18 protein-coding genes and 1 pseudogene are annotated in these 17,707 nt (G+C 71.5%); 11 read left to right on the top strand and 8 right to left on the bottom strand.

Annotated elements, in window-relative coordinates; all coding sequences use genetic code 11:
• Positions 1–438: pseudogene (locus EAO75_RS16105) on the top strand (malate synthase A); the annotation flags it as partial.
• Between the two features lies 1 nt (position 439).
• On the opposite strand, the gene EAO75_RS16100 reads toward EAO75_RS16105, so the two are convergent.
• Genes EAO75_RS16100 through EAO75_RS16090 form a run of 3 tightly spaced genes read right to left on the bottom strand, consistent with a single transcriptional unit; the run spans position 440 to position 3,157 of the window.
• Positions 440–721 (bottom strand): SelT/SelW/SelH family protein, encoded by a 282-nt coding sequence (locus EAO75_RS16100; RefSeq protein ID WP_147995752.1) that lies wholly within the window; start codon positions 719–721, stop codon positions 440–442.
• On the bottom strand, positions 718–1,632 hold the full coding sequence (locus tag EAO75_RS16095; RefSeq protein WP_147995751.1) for a HipA family kinase: 915 nt from the start codon (positions 1,630–1,632) through the stop codon (positions 718–720). Before EAO75_RS16095 ends, EAO75_RS16100 begins: the two co-directional genes overlap by 4 nt.
• 22 nt (positions 1,633–1,654) lie before the next feature.
• On the bottom strand, positions 1,655–3,157 hold the full coding sequence (locus EAO75_RS16090) for an IucA/IucC family protein (RefSeq protein WP_147995750.1): 1,503 nt from the start codon (positions 3,155–3,157) through the stop codon (positions 1,655–1,657).
• A gap of 94 nt (positions 3,158–3,251) precedes the next feature.
• Here EAO75_RS16090 and EAO75_RS16085 point away from each other — a divergent pair, with 94 nt between their 5' ends.
• From EAO75_RS16085 to EAO75_RS16075, 3 genes are read left to right on the top strand one after another with little or no spacing between them, the layout of a single operon-like run.
• Positions 3,252–4,766 (top strand): IucA/IucC family protein, encoded by a 1,515-nt coding sequence (locus EAO75_RS16085; protein WP_147995749.1) that lies wholly within the window; start codon positions 3,252–3,254, stop codon positions 4,764–4,766.
• A 54-nt stretch (positions 4,767–4,820) separates the two neighbouring features.
• Positions 4,821–6,092 carry a VWA domain-containing protein gene (locus EAO75_RS16080; protein ID WP_147995748.1) on the top strand — a complete coding sequence of 424 codons (1,272 nt, stop codon included), beginning with the start codon at positions 4,821–4,823 and terminating at the stop codon, positions 6,090–6,092.
• Positions 6,092–6,898 (top strand): hypothetical protein, encoded by an 807-nt coding sequence (locus EAO75_RS16075; protein WP_147995747.1) that lies wholly within the window; start codon positions 6,092–6,094, stop codon positions 6,896–6,898. Before EAO75_RS16080 ends, EAO75_RS16075 begins: the two co-directional genes overlap by 1 nt.
• A gap of 52 nt (positions 6,899–6,950) precedes the next feature.
• Here the strand turns inward: EAO75_RS16075 and EAO75_RS16070 are convergent, their stop codons facing one another.
• Positions 6,951–7,589: a winged helix-turn-helix transcriptional regulator gene (locus EAO75_RS16070; protein ID WP_147995746.1), complete on the bottom strand. Its 639-nt coding sequence runs from the start codon at positions 7,587–7,589 to the stop codon at positions 6,951–6,953.
• 87 nt (positions 7,590–7,676) lie between these two features.
• Between EAO75_RS16070 and EAO75_RS16065 the strand changes: the two genes are divergently transcribed.
• From EAO75_RS16065 to EAO75_RS16045, 5 genes are all read left to right on the top strand, one after another.
• On the top strand, positions 7,677–8,888 hold the full coding sequence (locus EAO75_RS16065) for a pyridoxal phosphate-dependent aminotransferase (RefSeq protein WP_147995745.1): 1,212 nt from the start codon (positions 7,677–7,679) through the stop codon (positions 8,886–8,888).
• Between the two features lie 25 nt (positions 8,889–8,913).
• The gene (locus tag EAO75_RS16060; RefSeq protein ID WP_147995744.1) at positions 8,914–9,447 is read left to right on the top strand and encodes an HAD domain-containing protein; all 534 of its coding nucleotides are present in this window, start codon (positions 8,914–8,916) and stop codon (positions 9,445–9,447) included.
• Between the two features lie 2 nt (positions 9,448–9,449).
• Entirely contained in the window at positions 9,450–10,049 is a 600-nt protein-coding gene (locus EAO75_RS16055; protein ID WP_147995743.1) for a histidine phosphatase family protein, read from the top strand.
• A 74-nt stretch (positions 10,050–10,123) separates the two neighbouring features.
• On the top strand, positions 10,124–10,753 hold the full coding sequence (locus EAO75_RS16050) for a hypothetical protein (protein WP_147995742.1): 630 nt from the start codon (positions 10,124–10,126) through the stop codon (positions 10,751–10,753).
• A gap of 54 nt (positions 10,754–10,807) precedes the next feature.
• Positions 10,808–11,230 carry an acyl-CoA thioesterase gene (locus EAO75_RS16045; RefSeq protein WP_147995741.1) on the top strand — a complete coding sequence of 141 codons (423 nt, stop codon included), beginning with the start codon at positions 10,808–10,810 and terminating at the stop codon, positions 11,228–11,230.
• A 54-nt stretch (positions 11,231–11,284) separates the two neighbouring features.
• Here the strand turns inward: EAO75_RS16045 and EAO75_RS16040 are convergent, their stop codons facing one another.
• Positions 11,285–12,139 carry an NAD(P)H-binding protein gene (locus EAO75_RS16040; protein WP_147995740.1) on the bottom strand — a complete coding sequence of 285 codons (855 nt, stop codon included), beginning with the start codon at positions 12,137–12,139 and terminating at the stop codon, positions 11,285–11,287.
• Positions 12,140–12,235: 96 nt separating this feature from the next.
• Between EAO75_RS16040 and EAO75_RS16035 the strand changes: the two genes are divergently transcribed.
• Both EAO75_RS16035 and EAO75_RS16030 read left to right on the top strand, forming a co-directional pair.
• The gene (locus EAO75_RS16035; RefSeq protein ID WP_261989310.1) at positions 12,236–13,027 is read left to right on the top strand and encodes an AraC family transcriptional regulator; all 792 of its coding nucleotides are present in this window, start codon (positions 12,236–12,238) and stop codon (positions 13,025–13,027) included.
• Between the two features lie 72 nt (positions 13,028–13,099).
• Positions 13,100–13,702 carry a 3'-5' exoribonuclease domain-containing protein gene (locus EAO75_RS16030; RefSeq protein ID WP_147995739.1) on the top strand — a complete coding sequence of 201 codons (603 nt, stop codon included), beginning with the start codon at positions 13,100–13,102 and terminating at the stop codon, positions 13,700–13,702.
• Here EAO75_RS16030 and EAO75_RS16025 read toward each other — a convergent pair.
• The 3 genes from EAO75_RS16025 to pucL form a co-directional block, all read right to left on the bottom strand.
• Positions 13,668–15,053 carry a nucleobase:cation symporter-2 family protein gene (locus EAO75_RS16025; protein ID WP_147995738.1) on the bottom strand — a complete coding sequence of 462 codons (1,386 nt, stop codon included), beginning with the start codon at positions 15,051–15,053 and terminating at the stop codon, positions 13,668–13,670. The genes EAO75_RS16030 and EAO75_RS16025 overlap by 35 nt on opposite strands.
• A 228-nt stretch (positions 15,054–15,281) precedes the next feature.
• Positions 15,282–16,661: an 8-oxoguanine deaminase gene (locus EAO75_RS16020; protein WP_147995737.1), complete on the bottom strand. Its 1,380-nt coding sequence runs from the start codon at positions 16,659–16,661 to the stop codon at positions 15,282–15,284.
• Positions 16,662–16,781: 120 nt separating this feature from the next.
• On the bottom strand, positions 16,782–17,705 hold the full coding sequence (pucL, locus tag EAO75_RS16015) for a factor-independent urate hydroxylase (protein ID WP_147995736.1): 924 nt from the start codon (positions 17,703–17,705) through the stop codon (positions 16,782–16,784).
• Between the last annotated feature and the right edge of the window lie 2 nt (positions 17,706–17,707).

Below are 17,707 nucleotides of genomic sequence, written 5' to 3'. Positions count from 1 at the left end.
GACCGGCTGCGCGAGGACGTCCACGTCGAGGCGGCCGACCTGATCGCCGTCGACTCCCTGCACGCCAAGCCGACGTACCCGGGCCTGGTGAACGCCGTCCAGGTCGGCATCCGCTACATCGAGGCCTGGCTGCGCGGCCTCGGCGCGGTCGCCATCTTCAACCTCATGGAGGACGCGGCCACCGCCGAGATCTCCCGCTCCCAGATCTGGCAGTGGATCAACGCGGGCGTCGAGTTCGAGAACGGCGAGAAGGCCACGCCCGAGCTGGCCCGCAAGGTCGCCGCCGAGGAACTGGCGAACATCCGCGCCGAGATCGGCGAGGAGGCCTTCGCGGCCGGCCACTGGCAGCAGGCCCACGACCTGCTCCTGGAGGTCTCCCTCGACGAGGACTACGCCGACTTCCTGACCCTGCCGGCGTACGAGCAGCTCAGGGGCTGACCTACTCCTGCGCAGGCTTGTCCGAGTGGCCCAGGGACTTCCCCGGGGCCACTCGGTCGCGTACGGCCTGCTTCACCGCCGTCGGCTCCGGGAAGCCCTGGTCGCGGCGGTCCCAGACCACCTCGTCGTCGACGCGGACGACGAAGACGCCGCCCTTGCCCGGCTTCAGCGCCAGCTCGGACAGCTCCGCCTCGAAGGTGGTGAGCAGTTCCTGCGCCAGCCAGGCCGCGCGGGGCAGCCACCTGCACTGGGTGCAGTACTCGATCTCGACACGGCCACTCATCCGAGGTGCACCGACCAATCCTGTTCCGCGGCCGGTTTGCCGTGCAGGTCGGGGACCTGCTTCAGCCACTTCGGCCGGCCCTGCTGTGACTTCGCCGCCCTCTGGGCCTCCTCGGCGGCGAGTTCCTCCCGGGTGGGGAAGTCGGTGGGGAGCCAGGACGCCGAGGCCCGCACGCGCGCGTGGAGGTAGCCGACGTACGCCTGACGGGCCTGCTCGGCGGTGGCGAAGCCGGGCTCGTCCAGCAGCCAGGCGTCCGGTACCTCGGCCGTGATCGCGCGCAGCAGCTCTTCGGTGACCTTGGGCGCGAGTTCCGCGTCCGCGGCGCGCACGTCGGGGCCGTAGTGGCCGAGGGCGTGATGGCGGAAGTCGTAGGCCTTCGCGGGGTCGGAGGTGTCCCAGCGGTGGTGGAAGACAAGGGCGGCGCCGTGGTCGATCAGCCACAGCCGCGGGGGCACGGTGCCGAAGGTGGGCCAGACCATCAGGTTCGAGCTGTGCACCGTGCGGTCGACGTTGACGGTGAGCGCGTCGAGCCAGATGATCCGGCCCGCTTCCAGCGGATCGACCGTGAGGTGCTGGGCGACCTCGGGCGTGAAGTCCTTGGCGCCCGGCAGGTAGTCCATGCCGAGGTTGACCCCCGCACTGGCGTTGTGCAGCTCCCGCACTTCCTGGTGGGGCTCGTCCGAGGCGACCGCCGGGTCGAAGTGCACCAGCACCAGCTCGGGGAAGCGCAGCCCGAGCGCGCGCGCCAGCTCCCCGACGATCACCTCGGCGACCAGCGCTTTGCGTCCCTGCGCGGAACCGGTGAACTTCACGACGTACGTGCCGAGGTCGTCGGCCTCGACGACTCCGGGCACGGAGCCGCCGGACCGCAGCGGGGTCACGTATCGAACAGCAGTCACATCGCGCAGCACACCCGCCAGGGTAAGTCAGCGCTCACCCGGCCAGCGGGTTCGGGAGGGGCAGGTACCGGGCGTCGGCGCCGTCCGCGCCCGTCCAGCGCAGCAGCAGGTTGGTCTTGCCGGGGAGGGTGGGGGACGCCAGGAGGGCCGGGATCTCAGGCAGGTCGTGCCGGGTCAGCTCGTGGCGTACGGCGGGCCAGGGGTCCAGTGTCGGGTGCCGTGCGGCAAGGGCACCGGCGATCTCGACGAGGTTGTTGACGACCAGGCAGTACACCAGCCGCTCCCAGCCCGCCGCCCGCGACACGTCCGGCAGCAGCTTCACGCCCTCGGCGTCCCGGAACAGGGCCTGCACCGGGATGCCGTCGCTGTCGACGGCGACCAGCGTGTTCTGCAGGTGCGCTTCGAGTACGACTCCGTGGTCTTCGAAGGCCGCGAGTGCGGGTGGGACGACCTGGGCCAGATACGCCTCCCACCAGGCCACCGGGTCCTGGGCACCCGGGAGCGGGCTGCCTTCGAAGCCCTCGACGAGCCCCGCGGCGAGCAGCAGCGTCGCGCCCGGCAGGACGCTGCCGCGCAGCCCGTCGCGGACCAGGACCGCCAGTTCCTCGAAGGCGAATTCGGCGGTGCGGTATCCGCGGTCGCCGAGCCAGGCGGCGGGCCCGTCGAGCGCGGCGAAGGCGGCGGCCGTCGCCGTGTCCGTGCGGCGCAGCCCGAGCAGGTCGTGGCGCCACAGCCGACGGATGTCGTTGGTGATGCGCACGTCCAGGCTGAACTTGAGGAACAGATCGCGCTCGGGGGCGTACAGCGTGCGGATCGCGGCCGTCGGCCAGGCGTCGAAGCCGGTCGTGCCCAGCCGCACCAGCCTGCCGTCCGCGAAGGCGTCCGCGAGCTCCCGGCCGACCAGGTCGAGCTGCCAGGGGTGCGCGGGCAGCAGCCGGTAGCCGGGCGGGGCCTCGCCGAGGGCGTCCAGGGCGCGGGTGTCGCCCTCCTCGACGACGGTGTCCTCGCGCACGCCGAGCAGCGTCAGCGGGAAGCGGGCGTGCGCCTCGGGGGCGTACGGCAGCCAGGCCGCGACCGGGCCGCCGCCGCGTGCCTTGGGGGCGGGGTGGTAGGGGTGGCCGGTGAGGAGGGACTGCTCGGAGCGCAGATAGAGGTCGGCCGGCGCCGTAGCACGCGCGCGTGCCGTGAGGAGCGCGGCCAGCGTGTCGCGGCTGTCGATCATCTCGGCGGGCAGCTCGTGGTTCGACAGACCGGTGTGGCGGCGCAGCTCGTCGGCGACGAGTTTGACGAGTTCGCCGTGCCCGACGCGCTGCCAGCCGCCGGCCGCGTACATCTCGGGTTCCGCGGGCCGCCGCTCGCCGAGGACCCGTAGCAGTCGCCCCGAGCCGGGCAGCCGGTACACCAGGCGCTCGCCGGAGGCGGGCTGCGGTTCGGCCACCTCGCGCAGCAGGCAGTTGAGCAGGGGCGCGACCGAGAGGGCGTCGGCGCGTTCCGCGACGTCGGCGGCGGGCGGAGGGTTGAGATGCACGCGATCCACTCGTTCTCTACGGTCCGTTCAGGCGGGGAGACGATCAGTATGTCTGTCGTCGGTGCCTGTCCCGACGCCCTACTCGTACCCGAGGAGACCGCCCGTGCACCGTCCCCCCAGCGCAGAGTCCGAGGTCGCCGCCGAACTGGCCGATGTGCGCCCCGGACTCGTCTCGCGCCACGCGGCCGAACTCCCCGGAGCCCGCGCGGCCGTACTGAGCCGGCTGTGGCGCGCGCTCGTGTACGAGCCGCTGCCCTGGGTGGCCGGCCGTGAGCGCGACGGGGAGGGCCTCACCCTGCGCCTTTCGGACGGGCGCCGGCTGCACGGCCCGCATGCCGACCCCTACGCCACCGCCTCGTACGTCACCGCCGTACGACTCGACGAGACCTCGTACGACGATCCGGCCCGGCTGCTGACCGACCTCGGTGTGCCGCACGGTACGTCCTTCGCCGCCGAACTCGGCCACAGCGTCGCCTCGTTGGCGCTGTCGCGGGCCGGGCAGGGTGCTCACTCCAAGGAGTGGCCGTCGCTGGACCGGGAGTGGGAGCAGCGGGTGGTCGACGGGCATCCGTTCCATCCCAACTGCCGTTCCCGGCCCGGGTTCTCGGTCGCGGAGCAGCTGGCGTACGGGCCCGAGCACCGGCCGGTGGTGACGCTGGGGCTGGTGCCGGTGCGGGCGCAGGAGTGCCTGGTGACCGGCGAGTGGCCGCAGGGCATGCGGGACGGGGGGCGACTGCTGATCCCGGTGCATCCGTGGCAGGCCGAGCATGTGCTCAAGCGTCCCTGCGATCCCTACGACGAGGGGATGGCCGCGCATCCGCTGATGTCCCTGCGCACGCTCGCCCTCCCCGAAGGACCACACGTCAAGACCGCGTTGAGCGCCAGGCTGACGTCCTCGGTGCGGGACATCTCGGTGTACTCCATCGGTCTGTCGGCCACCCTGTCGGCGTTCGCGCAGACCCTGGCGGCCCGCATGGACGGGCTGCTGCACGTCACGCGCACACTGGGGGCGGCCACGGCCGACTCCCCCGACCTGGCGGCGGTGGTGCGCGAGTCGCCGCAGGTGTACGCCGGGCCCGGCGAGCACGTCGTGCCGGTGGCCGCGCTGGCGACGACCGGGCTGCCCGGATCCCCGGCGTGGCTGGCCGAGTTCACGCGGCTCGCGCTCACCGTGGGGCTGCGGTTGCTGGAGCTGGGCGTGGCTCTGGAGGCGCACGGGCAGAACCTGCTCGTGGTGCTGTCGGCGGACGGTTCCCCGGTGCGGCTGGTCTACCGCGACCTCGCCGACATCCGGATCAGCCCCGCACGGCTGGCCCGCCACGGCATCCCGATGCCGGAACTGACGGGCCGGATCGTCACGGACGAGGTGACGGCCCTGCGCCGCAAGCTGTTCGGGTCCCTGGTGGCGGGGGCCCTCGCGGGTACGGCGGGCTCGGGTACGGCGCTGCGCGGGGCGCTGGAGGCGGTCGTACGGGAGCTGCCGGACACCGTGGATCTGGCGGCGCTGCGCGAGGCGCCGCTGCCCACGAAGGCGCTGACGCTGATGCGGCTGTCGCCGGCGACGCCGGGGGATCAGTGGGCCGAACTGCCGAATCCGCTGGTCACCGAGGTGTTCTGATCCCCGTTCCGACCTCGTTTGAAGCGGGACACCTCTGATCAATAAGATCCGCCGATGATCACAAGAACACGGCTGGCGACCGGGGCCTGCGCCCTGCTCGCCGCGCTCGCGGCCGGGATGGCGTTCCCGGCCGGGGCGGTAGCCGATGAGACCAGCGCGCTGGCGCCCAAGGTCGATCTCGTCCTCGACGTGAGCGGCTCGATGCGAGCGCGGGACATCGACGGCCAGTCACGGATGGCGGCGGCGAAGCAGGCGTTCAACGAGGTGCTCGACGCGACGCCCGAGGAGGTCCAGCTCGGCATCCGCACGCTGGGCGCCGACTACCCGGGCGACGACCGCAAGACAGGCTGCAAGGACACCGCGCAGCTCTACCCGGTCGGCCCGCTGGACCGCACCGAGGCGAAGGCGGCGGTGGCGACCCTGGCGCCCACCGGCTGGACGCCGATCGGTCCGGCGCTGCTGAAGGCGGCCGACGATCTCGACGGCGGTGAGGGCTCCAAGCGGATCGTGCTGATCAGCGACGGCGAGGACACCTGCGCCCCGCTCGACCCGTGCGAGGTAGCGCGGGAGATCGCCGCCAAGGGCATCGGCCTGACCATCGACACGCTCGGCCTGGTCCCGAACACCAAGATGCGGCAGCAGCTCAGCTGTATCGCCGAGGCGACCGGCGGCACGTTCACCTCCGTCGAGCACACCGAGGAACTCACCGACAAGGTCAACCAGTTGGTGGACCGGGCGGCCGATCCGGTGGTGACGCCGGTCGCGACGACGGGCGCGGACCAGTGCGCGAAGGCGCCCGCGCTGAAGTCCGGCCTGTACACCGACCGCGAGGAGTTCGGGCAGCAGCGCTGGTACCGCGTGGACGTCGAGCCCGGCCAGGAGCTGCGGGCGTCCGTGAGCGTGTCGGCCGACCGTGCGGTGAACCCCTCCTACGGGGTCCTGCTGCGGGCGGTGACCGAGCGCGGCCGGGAGATCGTGCGCGGCGAGGCGGCGGGCAACGGCCGTACGGACGTCATGTCCACCGGCCTGCGCTACCCGAAGGCGGAGGCGGACGGCGACGACGAGGACACCGCGCCCGCCGAGACCGTGTGCCTTCAGGTCACTCAGTCCTTCTCGGCGGGCTCCGGCGTGCAGACCACGCCCGGACTGCCGCTGGAGCTGACGATCGACGTCGTGGACGGGCCGTCGCAGTCGAGCGACGTGGCCGCCTTCGGCCTCGGGCGCGGCTGGTGGCTGCTCGGCGCGCTGATCCTGACCGGCTTCCTCGCCGGTCTCGTCTGGGGCTGGCTGTCGCGCTGGCGCGTCGCGGTCTGGAGGACCAACTGATGCGGATCACACGTGTGTTGAGCGCTTCCCTGCTCATGCTGGGACTGGCGGTCACCCCGGCCGCCGCCGACACCTCGCCGTCCCCGAGCGCATCTCAGGACGGCGGCGGCGCGCCGTCCGTGGCGGGCACCTCCTTCCGTACGGCGACCGAGGTCGAGCAGGGGCAGACGGCCACGGCGAGCGCCTCCACCGGCGACTACCTGTACTGGTCGTTCCCCGCGGACGCCGGCCTGCGCCCCACCGTGAAGGCCACGGTGAAGCTGCCGGACACGCATGCCGCCGAGACCTGGCAGATCGACGTGTACGACGGTCTGCGCCGCCGCCAGGCCTGCCAGTACGGGGCGCAGACGCGCACCGCCGCCGCGGGCACCTCCTCGGTCGAGCTGACCTGCGTCCTGCGTACCGTTCGCGCCTGGTCGGAGCAGTGGGCCGATGACCCGCTGCCGGGTACGTACTACATCCGTCTGACGGTCGTGGACGTGCCCACCTCCGACCTCGGTCTGCCGGTCGGCGCCGAGGTCCGGGTCGACTCCAAGGACATCGGCGGTGCGGCCGCGGTGGACGGGGCGCTGGCGCAGCCCCTCGTGCCGGGCGCAGCCGTGAAGTCGCAGGCGGACGAGGAGAGTTCGTCGGCCTCGGCGGTGCTGTCCGACATCGAGCCCGAGGACGGCTGGGCCTCCGGCTGGTGGTCCGACCGCTGGGTGTGGACGGCGATCGGCGGCGCGCTGGCCGCGCTCGCGGGGATCGGCGGTTACGCGCTGACCCGTGGACCCGGACGGCCGTCGCGGGTGCCGCCGGGCGCCTGATCCGTCGCCAAAAGGGCCTGCCGTACTCGACGGCGGGCCCTTTTGGCCGGGCTCATCCCTCGCGCAGGGCCTTGGCCAACGTCCCGTCCCCGCTCACCTCGACAAGCCCGCCCCGTACGGCGTCCGCCACGCTCAGCTCCCCCCGCGCGACCGCCTGGCACGTCCCGGAGTCCAGGACCAGCCGCGCGTCGGGCTCCCCGGGTGCGGGCCCGTCGCCGTAGACCGGCCCGTCCTCGGCGCCGACGTGCAGATGGAAGTCCCCCTCCTCCCCCTCGACTTCGACCAGGCCCTCCCCCGCCCCGCCTTCCCGCAGGGCTCGCAGCAGCGGCAGCGCGAACCAGTGCGCGCGCACGGCGTCGGTGGGCCGCAGCTCGCCGAGCTCGGCCTGCCCCCACTGCCCCAGCGCCTGGAGCACGGGCAGCAACTCCCGCCCGCGCGGGGTGAGTTCGTAGACGTATGCCGCACCGGGCGGGGGCAGTTTGCGTCGCGTGCTGATGCCGTCGCGCTCCATGTCCTTCAGCCGCGAGGCGAGTACGTCCGTGCTGACGCCCGGCAGGTCGGCGTGCAGATCGGTGTAGCGCCGCGGGCCGGCCAGCAGCTCCCGGACGATCAGCAGGGTCCAGCGGTCGCCGACGACGTCGAGCGCGCGGGCGGCGGAACAGTACTGGTCGTAGCTTCGGCGAGGTGACATGCGACGCAGTCTAGACATGTTGTTGGACTTTCCAAGCTCGAACTTGGTAAAACCAAGCAACACACGAAACCGGAGGGGCGAGCGCGCATGGAGTTCCGGCAGTCGAGCAAGCTGAGCGAGGTCTGTTACGAGATCCGCGGCCCGGTGATCGAGCACGCGAACGCGCTGGAAGAGGCGGGCCACAGCGTCCTGCGGCTGAACACCGGCAACCCCGCGCTCTTCGGATTCGAGGCGCCGGAGGAGATCCTCCAGGACATGATCCGGATGCTGCCCCAGGCGCACGGCTACACCGACTCGCGCGGCATCCTCTCCGCCCGCCGGGCCGTGGCCCAGCGCTACCAGACGCTCGGTCTGGAGGTCGGCGTCGACGACGTCTTCCTCGGCAACGGCGTGTCCGAGCTGGTCTCCATGGCGGTACAGGCACTCCTCGAGGACGGCGACGAGATCCTCATCCCCGCCCCGGACTTCCCGCTCTGGACGGCCGTGACGACCCTCGCCGGCGGCAAGGCCGTGCACTACCTGTGCGACGAGCAGTCCGAGTGGTACCCGGACCTGGACGACATGGCGTCGAAGATCACGGACCGCACGCGGGCGGTGGTCATCATCAACCCGAACAACCCCACCGGCGCGGTGTACCCCAAGGAGATCCTGGAGGGCATCCTCGACCTCGCCCGCCGCCACGGCCTGATGGTCTTCGCCGACGAGATCTACGACCAGATCCTCTACGACGACGCCGTGCACCACTCGGTCGCGACCCTCGCCCCCGACCTGGTCGTCCTGACCTTCTGCGGGCTGTCGAAGACCTACCGGGTGGCGGGCTTCCGCTCCGGCTGGCTCGTCGTCACCGGCCCGAGGCAGCACGCGAAGAATTATCTGGAGGGCCTGACGATGCTGGCCTCCATGCGGCTGTGCGCCAACGCGCCCGCCCAGTACGCCATCCAGGCGGCCCTCGGCGGCCGCCAGTCGATCCGGGAGCTGACCACGCCGGGCGGCCGTCTGCACGAACAGCGCGACGTGGCCTGGGAGAAGCTCAACGAGATCCCCGGCGTGTCGTGTGTGAAGCCGAAGGGCGCGCTGTACGCCTTCCCGCGCATCGACCCCAAGGTGCACAAGATCCACGACGACGAGAAGTTCGTCCTGGACCTGCTGCTCCGGGAGAAGATCCAGGTCGTCCAGGGCACGGGCTTCAACTGGCCGACCCCCGACCACTTCCGCATTCTGACCCTGCCCTACGCGGAGGACCTGGAGGCGGCGATCGGGCGGATCGGGCGGTTCCTGAGCGGTTATCGGCAGACGTGACCCTCCGGGTGGGTAGGAACCGTCCATGAGCATCCGCCCCCTCCTGCTCCTCGACGTGGACGGCCCCCTCAACCCCTTCCGCGCCCCGTTCCTGCGCCATCGCGGCTATGTGACCCGCCGGCTGCACCCCGCCAACTGGTCGGCCCGGCAGCGTCCGGGATCCCGGCGGCTGCGCCGCGGCCTCAGGGTGCGGCTGCATCCGGGGCACGGGGCGCGGCTGCTGGCGCTGCCGTACGAGCTGGCGTGGGCGACCACCTGGCAGCACCAGGCGAACGAGATGATCGCGCCGGTGATCGGGCTGCCCGGCGACCTGCCGGTCATCGAGTGGCCCGAGCTGTTCGCCGCGGACCCCGACGGGCTGTACTGGAAAACCCGGCACGTGGTGGCGTGGGCGGCGGGGCGGCCCTTCGTCTGGGTCGACGACATGATCACCGACCTCGACGTACGGCATGTCGCGGCCCACCACGGCGGCGCCGCCCTGCTGCTCTCGGTCGACGCGCGCAGAGGGCTGCGCGAGCACGACTTCGCCGAGTTGGAGCGCTGGGCTCTTAGCCTGTGACCATGAGTGATCTCTTCCTCGTCCGGCACGGCCAGACCGAGTGGTCCCGCTCCGGACGGCACACCGGCTGGACCGACGTACCGCTCACCGAACACGGGCGGGAGGAGGCGCGTCGGCTCGTGCCGATGATCCGCTCGCACCGGATCGGGGCGGCGTTCGTCAGCCCGTCGCAGCGGGCGCGGGAGACGGCCGAGCTGATCGGGCTGCACGACATGCGGGTCGACGCCGATCTGCGGGAGTGGGACTACGGCGGATACGAGGGCATCACGACCGTCGAGATCCAGCGCGAGCGGCCCGGGTGGTTCCTGTTCAGGGACGGTGTCGCGCCGGGGCCGCCCGACCATCCCGGGGAGAGCCCGGAACAGGTCGGGGAGCGCGCCGACCGGATGCTGGCCAAGGTGGACGCCGCGTTCGCCAACACCGAAGGATGCGTGGTGCTCGTGGCCCACGGGCACTTCCTGCGGGTGCTCACCGCCCGGCGGCTCGGGCTGCCGCCCGCGGACGGGGCGCTGTTCCAACTGGCCACGGGGACGCTGTGCCGGCTGGGCACGGAGCACGGGCGGCCGGTGATCTCGGGGTGGAATGTCAGACCCGGGTCGTAGCCTTCCCAGCAGATGGAGCCGGTGCCGTGCCATGAGGCCGGGCCGGCATCCGAACGCCCGGGGAGGAGCACGCCGTGACCAGAGCACCGACCGCGGCCCAGCGGCGTGTCATCGACGCCGCCGATCCCGACACCGGACGGCTCAGGGGTACGGAGGCACAGCTCGCGGCACTGGTGAAGCGGGGGCTCGCCTTCCGGCACCCGCGCCCGCCGCACGCTCACTTTCTGACCCCGGCGGGGCATCGGATACGGGAGTCCGAGCCTGCGGTGCCCGAAGAGGCCGAGGCCACCGAGGCGCGCGGTGTGTTCGCCGCCCGGATCGGCGGTGCCGAGGGCGCCCCGGCGTCGGGCCCGGCCCGGCTGCGTGAGGTGCGCGGCGCCTGGCAGGGGCTGCTGGAGCTGCGCCGGATGACCAACCCGGACGGCGCCGTGGACCGGCCGTGCGGCTGGGAGCGTACGCATCTGGTGCAGGCCGCCGCGCTCGCGCTGGAGGCGGCCGGGCATCCCCCGGCCGGGCCGGACTCCGAGGAGGGGTACCGGGTGCGGGCGACCCCCCAGCCGGAGGCGGTTGCCGTGCACGAGGTCGACGGCGCGCGGCTGCGGGCCTGCGCGACCACACTGGAAGAGGCGGGCTGGCAGGTGGGCGAGCACACCGAGTCCCGCACAGGAGTGCGGTATTTGCTGGCATCTCCGCGACGGATGTAGAGGGCACATGTCAGGATCGGACCGACAAGAAGCGTGGCACGTGAAGGGGAAGTCGTGACCGAGCAGTTCTCCGTTCCGGTGACCGTCCGTGGGTACGAGACGGATGTGCAGGGACACCTCAACCAGGCGGTGTACCTGAACTACGCGGAACACGCCCGCTGGGCGCTGCTTCAGGCGGCCGGGATCAGCCAGAAGGGGCTCGCCTCCAAGGGCGTGGGACCGGTGTCCCTGGAGACGACCATCCGCTACAAGCGGGAGCTGCTCGCGGGCGACGAGGTCGAGGTGACGTGCGCCTTCGAGTGGGGCGGCGGCAAGACGTTCAGGGTCGAGCAGATCATCCGCAGGACCGACGGCACGGTGGCGGCCGAGATCACCGCGGTCGGCGGAGTCCTGAACCTGGAGGAGCGCAAGCTGGTCGCCCGCCCCGACGAGATCTTCAAGGAGCTGTCGTCGGACCCGAGCCTGTTCGGGCTCTAGGTCACACCGGCTCCGGCTCAGGTGCCGGTGTGACCGCCTCCTCGCCGAATCCGGTCACCCCTCCATGAACGCCGCCCTGTGGTCCAGCGCCCACTCCCGGAAGCTCCGTGCCGGTCGCCGCAGTACCTGCGGTACGTCATCGGTGACGACGGCGTTGCCGCCCTCCTCGATGAAGCGAGCACTCGCCACGAGGCTGTCCGCGTAGGCGGCCCCGAGGCCGGCACCCAGGAGTAGTTCGCGGCGCTGGTCCGCGGTCAATTGGAGGAGCTCCACCGGCCGGTCGAGGATCTCGCCGAGTACCGCGGCCTGGTCACTGGCGCGGATGGTCTCGGGTCCGGTCAGGGTGTAGGTGCGCCCCGCATGGCGTGGGTCGAGCAGTGCGCTCACGGCGACCTCGGACACGTCCCGCGGGTCGACGACGCCCTGTGCGCCGTCGCTCATCAGGTTGGGCGCCGCGGTGCCCGCGTAGACGGCCTCGGCCCAGGCGAGCGTGTTGGAGGCGAAGGACGAAGGACGCAGCACGGTCCACTCCAGGCCGCTCGCCCGGACGGCCTCCTCGCCGGGCAGGTGCCAATTGCCGAACTCGGCCAGCCGGGGGTCACCGGTGCCGATCGAGGAGAGCTTCACGATCCGCGGTACCCCGGCCGCCCGCGCCGCCTCGACCAGGCCCCGGTCGTGCTGGGCGTCGTCCGGGCCGAACACACCGACCAGGAAGGCGGCTTCGACGCCGGCCATCGCCGCCTGGACCGAGTCCCGGTCACGGTGGTGCCCGGGTACGGCCTCGACGCCCGAGGGCACCCGGGCCGCCGCCGGATCCCGGGTCAGCGCACGCACCTTCTGACCGCGCGCCGCAAGCTGTCGTACCACTTCACTGCCGATGGTGCCGGTGGCACCCGTCACTAGGATCATGACCACCACGATGGGCGGCGGGCGGCGCCGGACTCTTGGAAATTCCGGCACGGTTCACGGGCCCGGACGGCCAGGCACCGGGCATACGGTGGAGGCGTGACGAACACGATGTCCCCACAGATCCTGCCCACACCCCCGGCGCTGCGCCCATGGGTCGCGGGTATCGGGTCGGTGGGCGCCGACCCGGCGGAGCCGTATGTCCAACTCCCGGACACCGCCACGAAGCTGGTCTTCCGGGTCGACGAGAACGGCCACCGCAGCGCGCTGGTCGTCGGCCCGCGCACCCGCGCCTCGTACCACCTGGGCAAACGGTTCGCATCCTGCCTCGAGATACGGCTGGCGCCCGGCACCGTCCGTCCCCTGCTCGGCGTCCCGGCGGTCGATCTCGTGGGTGACGCGGCGCTTCTGGAGGAACTGCCCGGCGCGACGGCACGCCAACTGGGCCGCGAACTGCGGCACATGACGCCGGAGCAGGTGGTGCCGCATCTGGCGCAGACGCTCCCGGACCGTCTGTCCGCCGCCGCGGACCGCTCACGCACGGCCCTGCTGCAGGCCGGCGCGGACGCGTTGTCGATGCGCACCGGCCACGTTCCCGGGCAGGTGCGGGACGTGGCACGCGAACTCGCCGTCAGCGAGCGCCAGTTGCGCAACCTCTTCGCCGAGGGCGTCGGACTCTCCCCGAAGCACTACGCCCGGATCGACCGGGTCCACGCGGTGCTGGCCCGTGCCGACGACGTCCCCTGGGCGCAGCTCGCCGTCGCCTCCGGCTACTACGACCAGTCCCACATGACGTCCGACTTCCGCACCCTGATGGGCGTCCCGCCCCGCTCGTACTTCAGCGGCCGCCTCCCTGACGCCCAGCCGTGCCAGGTCGCCGCCCGCCACTGACGAGGCCGTAGCCGGCGCCCACGGTGGAAATGGGATGCGGGAGGCCCGGGGCGGCTGGGATGCTCCCGGTTCATGGCCGCACGACGCACCAGACCCAGCCTCTACATCTCCGTCGACATCGAGGCCGACGGCCCGATCCCCGGCCCGTACTCCATGCTGAGCTTCGGCGCGGCCGTCGCCGGAGTGCAGGACGCCGACGGTTTCACGCCGGCCGATCCGCAGGAGCGCACCTTCTACCGGGAGCTGCGGCCGATCAGTGAGGAGTTCGTGCCGGAGGCGCTGGCCGTGAGCGGGCTGGACCGGGAGCGGCTCGCGCGCGAGGGCAGTGAACCGGCGTCCGCGCTCGCCGAGTTCAGCGCATGGGTGCGTGAGGTGAGCGCCGGGGCGCAGCCGGTGATGTGCGGCTACCCGGCGTCGTACGACTGGACGTTCCTGTACTGGTACCTGATCCGCTTCACCGGCACGAGCCCGTTCGGGCACTCGGGCTGCCTCGACATGAAGACGCTGTACGCGACGAAGGCGGGGCTGCCGTTGCGGGCGGTGGCGAAGGGCACGATGCCGCGTGAACTGCTGTCGCGGCGTCGTCACACGCACCATGCGCTGGACGACGCCGTCGAGCAGGCCGAGCTCTTCGCCAACCTCATGGTGTGGCAGGGGCCCGGGTCGCCCCGGTGATCTCCTCTCCTGCCTCCATGGGATGAGTGACGTCCTGGGCGTCACGGCCCCTGCCCAGGTGGTTGAAGACGAGGTTCAGGGCCACCGCCGCCACACAGCCCGTCGAGATGCCCGAGTCCAGGACGATCCGGACCGTCTCCGGGAACGCGTGGTAGAACTCCGGCGCCGTGATCGGGATGATGCCGACGGCCAGCGAGACGGCGACGATCAGGATGTTGTTGTCCTTGTCCAGGCCGGCCCGGACGAGGGTCTGGATGCCGCTCGCGGCCACCGACCCGAAGAGGACCACGCCCGCGCCGCCCAGCACCGGGCGCGGTACGACGGCGATGAGCGACGCGGCCATCGGGCACAGGCCCATCAGCACCAGGAAGCCGCCGCCGGTGGCGACGACGTACCGGCTGCGGATCTTCGTCATCGCGACCAGGCCGATGTTCTGGGCGAAGGCGCTGCACATGAAGCCGTTGAAGAGCGGGCTGAGCGCCGAGCCGAGGGTGTCGGCGCGCAGCCCGGCCGCGATGGTCTTCTCGTCGGCCGGGCGCTCGACGATCTCGCCCAGCGCCAGCATGTCGGCCGTCGACTCGGTCATCGACACCACCATCACCACGCACAGCGAGATGATCGCGGCGAGCTGGAACTGCGGGGCGCCGAAGTGGAACGGGGTCGGGAAGCCGATCACGTCCGCGTCCGCCACCGGGCCGAAGTCCGTGACGCCGAACGGGATGGCGACGAGGGTGCCGATCACCAGGCCGAGCAGCACCGCGATCTGCTTGACGAAGCCCCGGGTGAAGCGGCGCAGGAGCAGGACGATCAGCAGGGTGACCGCCGCCAGCCCCAGGTTCGTGGCCGACCCGTAGTCGTCCGCCGCGGGGTTGGGGCCCTGGGCCCAGTTGAAGGCGACCGGGAGAAGGGATATGCCGATCAGGGTGATGACCGTACCCGTCACGACCGGCGGGAAGAAGCGGACCGCCTTGCTGAAGAAGGGTGCGGCCAGGAAGCCGAGGAGGCCGGCGACGATCACCGCGCCGAAGATGATCGGCAGGGCGTCGGACTTGTCCTCGGTGGAGGCGACGATCGCCGTCATCGGGGCGACGCCGGCGAAGGTGACGCCGTTGACGAAGGGCAGCCGGGCGCCGATCTTCCAGATACCGAGCGTCTGGAGGAAGGTCGCGATGCCTGCGGTGAACAGGCAGGCGCCGGTGAGGAAGGTCAGTTCGGCGGGGCTCAGGCCGATGGCCGCACCGACGATCAGGGGTGGGGCGACGACTCCCGCGTACATGGCGGCCACGTGCTGAAGGCCTGTGGTCGCCATTTTCAGGGCGGGGAGTTTCTCGTCGACGGGGTGGGTGGACACGGGCGGCTCCTCCGGTCGGTTGACAGCACGTCGGCTCTGACGTGGGTTTCAAGGAGGTGGTGCGCGGTCGTGCGGGACCGGGGGACGGAGCCCCACATAAAGGGCGCGGTGACCGTTCCGGGGCGCACACGTCCATGCGCGCGCCCCGGAGACGGCCGCCATGGACCCCGCTCGGGTCCACGGCTACCGGTCGAGGGCCGTCCCCCTCGACCGGAGATCTTCAACTGGTCAGCCCTGCGCGGCGATCTGCGCGAGCCGCCGGGCCTGGTCCCGCGTACTGCGGGCGATCGCGTCCTCGTCGGCGGTCAGCAGCCGTCCGTCCTGGACGATCTGCCGGCCGTTCACGAACGACGCCGTGACCGGGGCCGCCGCGCCGAAGACCAGCGCGGTCACCGGGTCGGCGATGGAGGCGTGGGCGAGCGTGTCGAGCTTCCACAGCACGAGGTCGGCGAGCTTGCCCGGCTCCAGGGAGCCGATCTCGGCGGCGCGGCCCAGGACCTGGGCGCCGCCGAACGTACCGAGCCGCAGGGCCTGCCGGGCGTTGAGGGCGGCCTCGCGGTGGGCGCCGAGGCGGTTGATGAGCAGGGCGTTGCGCAGCTCGGTGTGCAGTTCGCCGGACTCGTTGGACGCGGTGCCGTCGACGCCGAGGCCGACCGGGACGCCGGCCGCGAGCATGTCGGGGACGCGGGCGATGCCGGCGGCGAGGCGGGCGTTGGACGAGGGGCAGTGGGCGACGCCCGTCCTCGTGCGGGCGAAGGCGGCGATGTCGGAGTCGTTCATGTGGACGCAGTGCGCCATCCACACGTCCTCACCGAGCCAGCCGGTGGACTCGAAGTAGTCGGTCGGGCCCATGCCGAACAGCTCCTTGCAGAACTGCTCCTCCTCGACCGTCTCGGAGCCGTGCGTGTGCAGCCGTACGCCGAGACGGCGGGCCAACTCGGCGCCCTGACGCAGCAGTTCGGTGGAGACGGAGAACGGCGAGCAGGGGGCCACGGCGACCTGGGTCATCGCGTCGAAGGAGGCGTCGTGGTGCTGCTTGACGGTCTCCTCGGTCGCGGCGAGGGCGCCTTCGAGGGTCTCGACGGCGAAGTCCGGCGGCAGTCCGCCGTCCTTCTCGCTGCGGTCCATGGAGCCGCGGGCGAGGGTGAAGCGGACACCCATGTCGCGGGCGGCGCCGATGATCGCGCCGGACAGGTCGCCGGAGCCCTTCGGGAAGACGTAGTGGTGGTCCATGGCGGTGGTGACGCCACCGCGGGCCATCATCGCCAGCGAGCCCTGCGCGGCGGAGCGCACCATCCGCTCGTCGATGCGCGCCCAGGTCGGGTACAGGGCGACGAGCCAGTTGAAGAGGTTGTGGTCGGTGGCCAGGCCCCGGGTGATCCACTGGTAGAAGTGATGGTGGGTGTTGACCAGGCCGGGGGTCACCAGGTGCCCGGTGGCGTCGATGCGGCGTACGACGTTCTCCAGGCCCTCCGGGGCCGTGCCCGCGCCGAGCGACTCGATGCGGTTGTCCGCGATGACGAGGTGGCCGGTGGCGTGCTCGGTGTCGTTCGCGTCCACGGTCGCGATCGAACAGTTCTCGATGACGATGCGCTGGGCTGCTGCCATGATTCGTCCTTTGCGCTGATGTGGAGGGGGCACGGCAGGACCCTGGAGATTTGAGTACCGCGGCCGGGGGCTTTCCAAGCCCGGCCCGCCGGCCGCGGGTGCCGAAATGCAGTTGCCGGCTTACAGGTTGGTCAGATCCACCGGGATCTTCGGCTCACAGCCGTCCCGCAGGATGGTGGCCTCGATCAGGCCGTAGGGGCGGTCGGCGGCGAAGTACACCTCGTTGTCGTTCTTCAGCCCGAACGGCTCCAGGTCCACCAGGAAGTGGTGCTTGTTCGGGAGGGAGAAGCGGACCTCGTCGATCTCGCTGCGGTTGTTGATGATCCGCGAACCCATCTGGTAGAGGGTCTGCTGGAGCGACAGGGAGTAGGTCTCGGCGAAGGCGTGGAGCATGTGCTTCTTGGTCTGCTCGTAGGACTTCTCCCAGTTGGGCATCCGCTGCTCGTCGTCGGTCCAGTTGAACCGCCAGCGGCCGGAGACCTGGGTGGCCAGGATGCGGTCGTAGGCCTCCCGGAGCGTCGTGTACTTGTCCTTGACGTAGCCCCAGAACTCGGAGTTCGTCGAGTTCATCACGACGAGGTCCTTCAGCCCCGAGATGACCTCCCAGGACGAACCGTCGTAGGTGATCTGGGTGACCCGGGTCTCCTGGCCCTTGCGGACGAAGGAGTGCTTGACCTCGTCCGCGCCGATGAACTGGGAGTTGGCGTCGGAGGCGTCGATCCGCTCCCAGGCGTACTCCTCGATACGGATCCGGGCCGTCTTGATCGGCTCCTGACTCGTGACGAAGTGGCGCGCGAGGTGGATGCCGAACTGCTCGGCCGACTCGATGCCGTGCTCCTTGGCGAACGCGTACACCGTGTTCTTGGTGGTGTCGGTCGGCAGGCAGTGGGCGTTCGAGCCGGAGTAGTGGACCTCGTCCATGTCGCCGCTCAGCGCCACGGATACGTTCAGGTCCTTGATGTGGTGGGTGGCGCCGTCCCGCGTGATCTTTACGACTCGGTTCTCGGCCTTGCCGTACTGGTTCTGTCCCAGGATCGTGGGCATGT

This window comes from Streptomyces sp. UW30 (assembly GCF_008042075.1).
GTDB lineage: Bacteria > Actinomycetota > Actinomycetes > Streptomycetales > Streptomycetaceae > Streptomyces.
The sequence above is the reverse complement of the archived record's forward strand: the minus strand, read 5'-3'. Positions and strand labels throughout refer to the sequence as shown.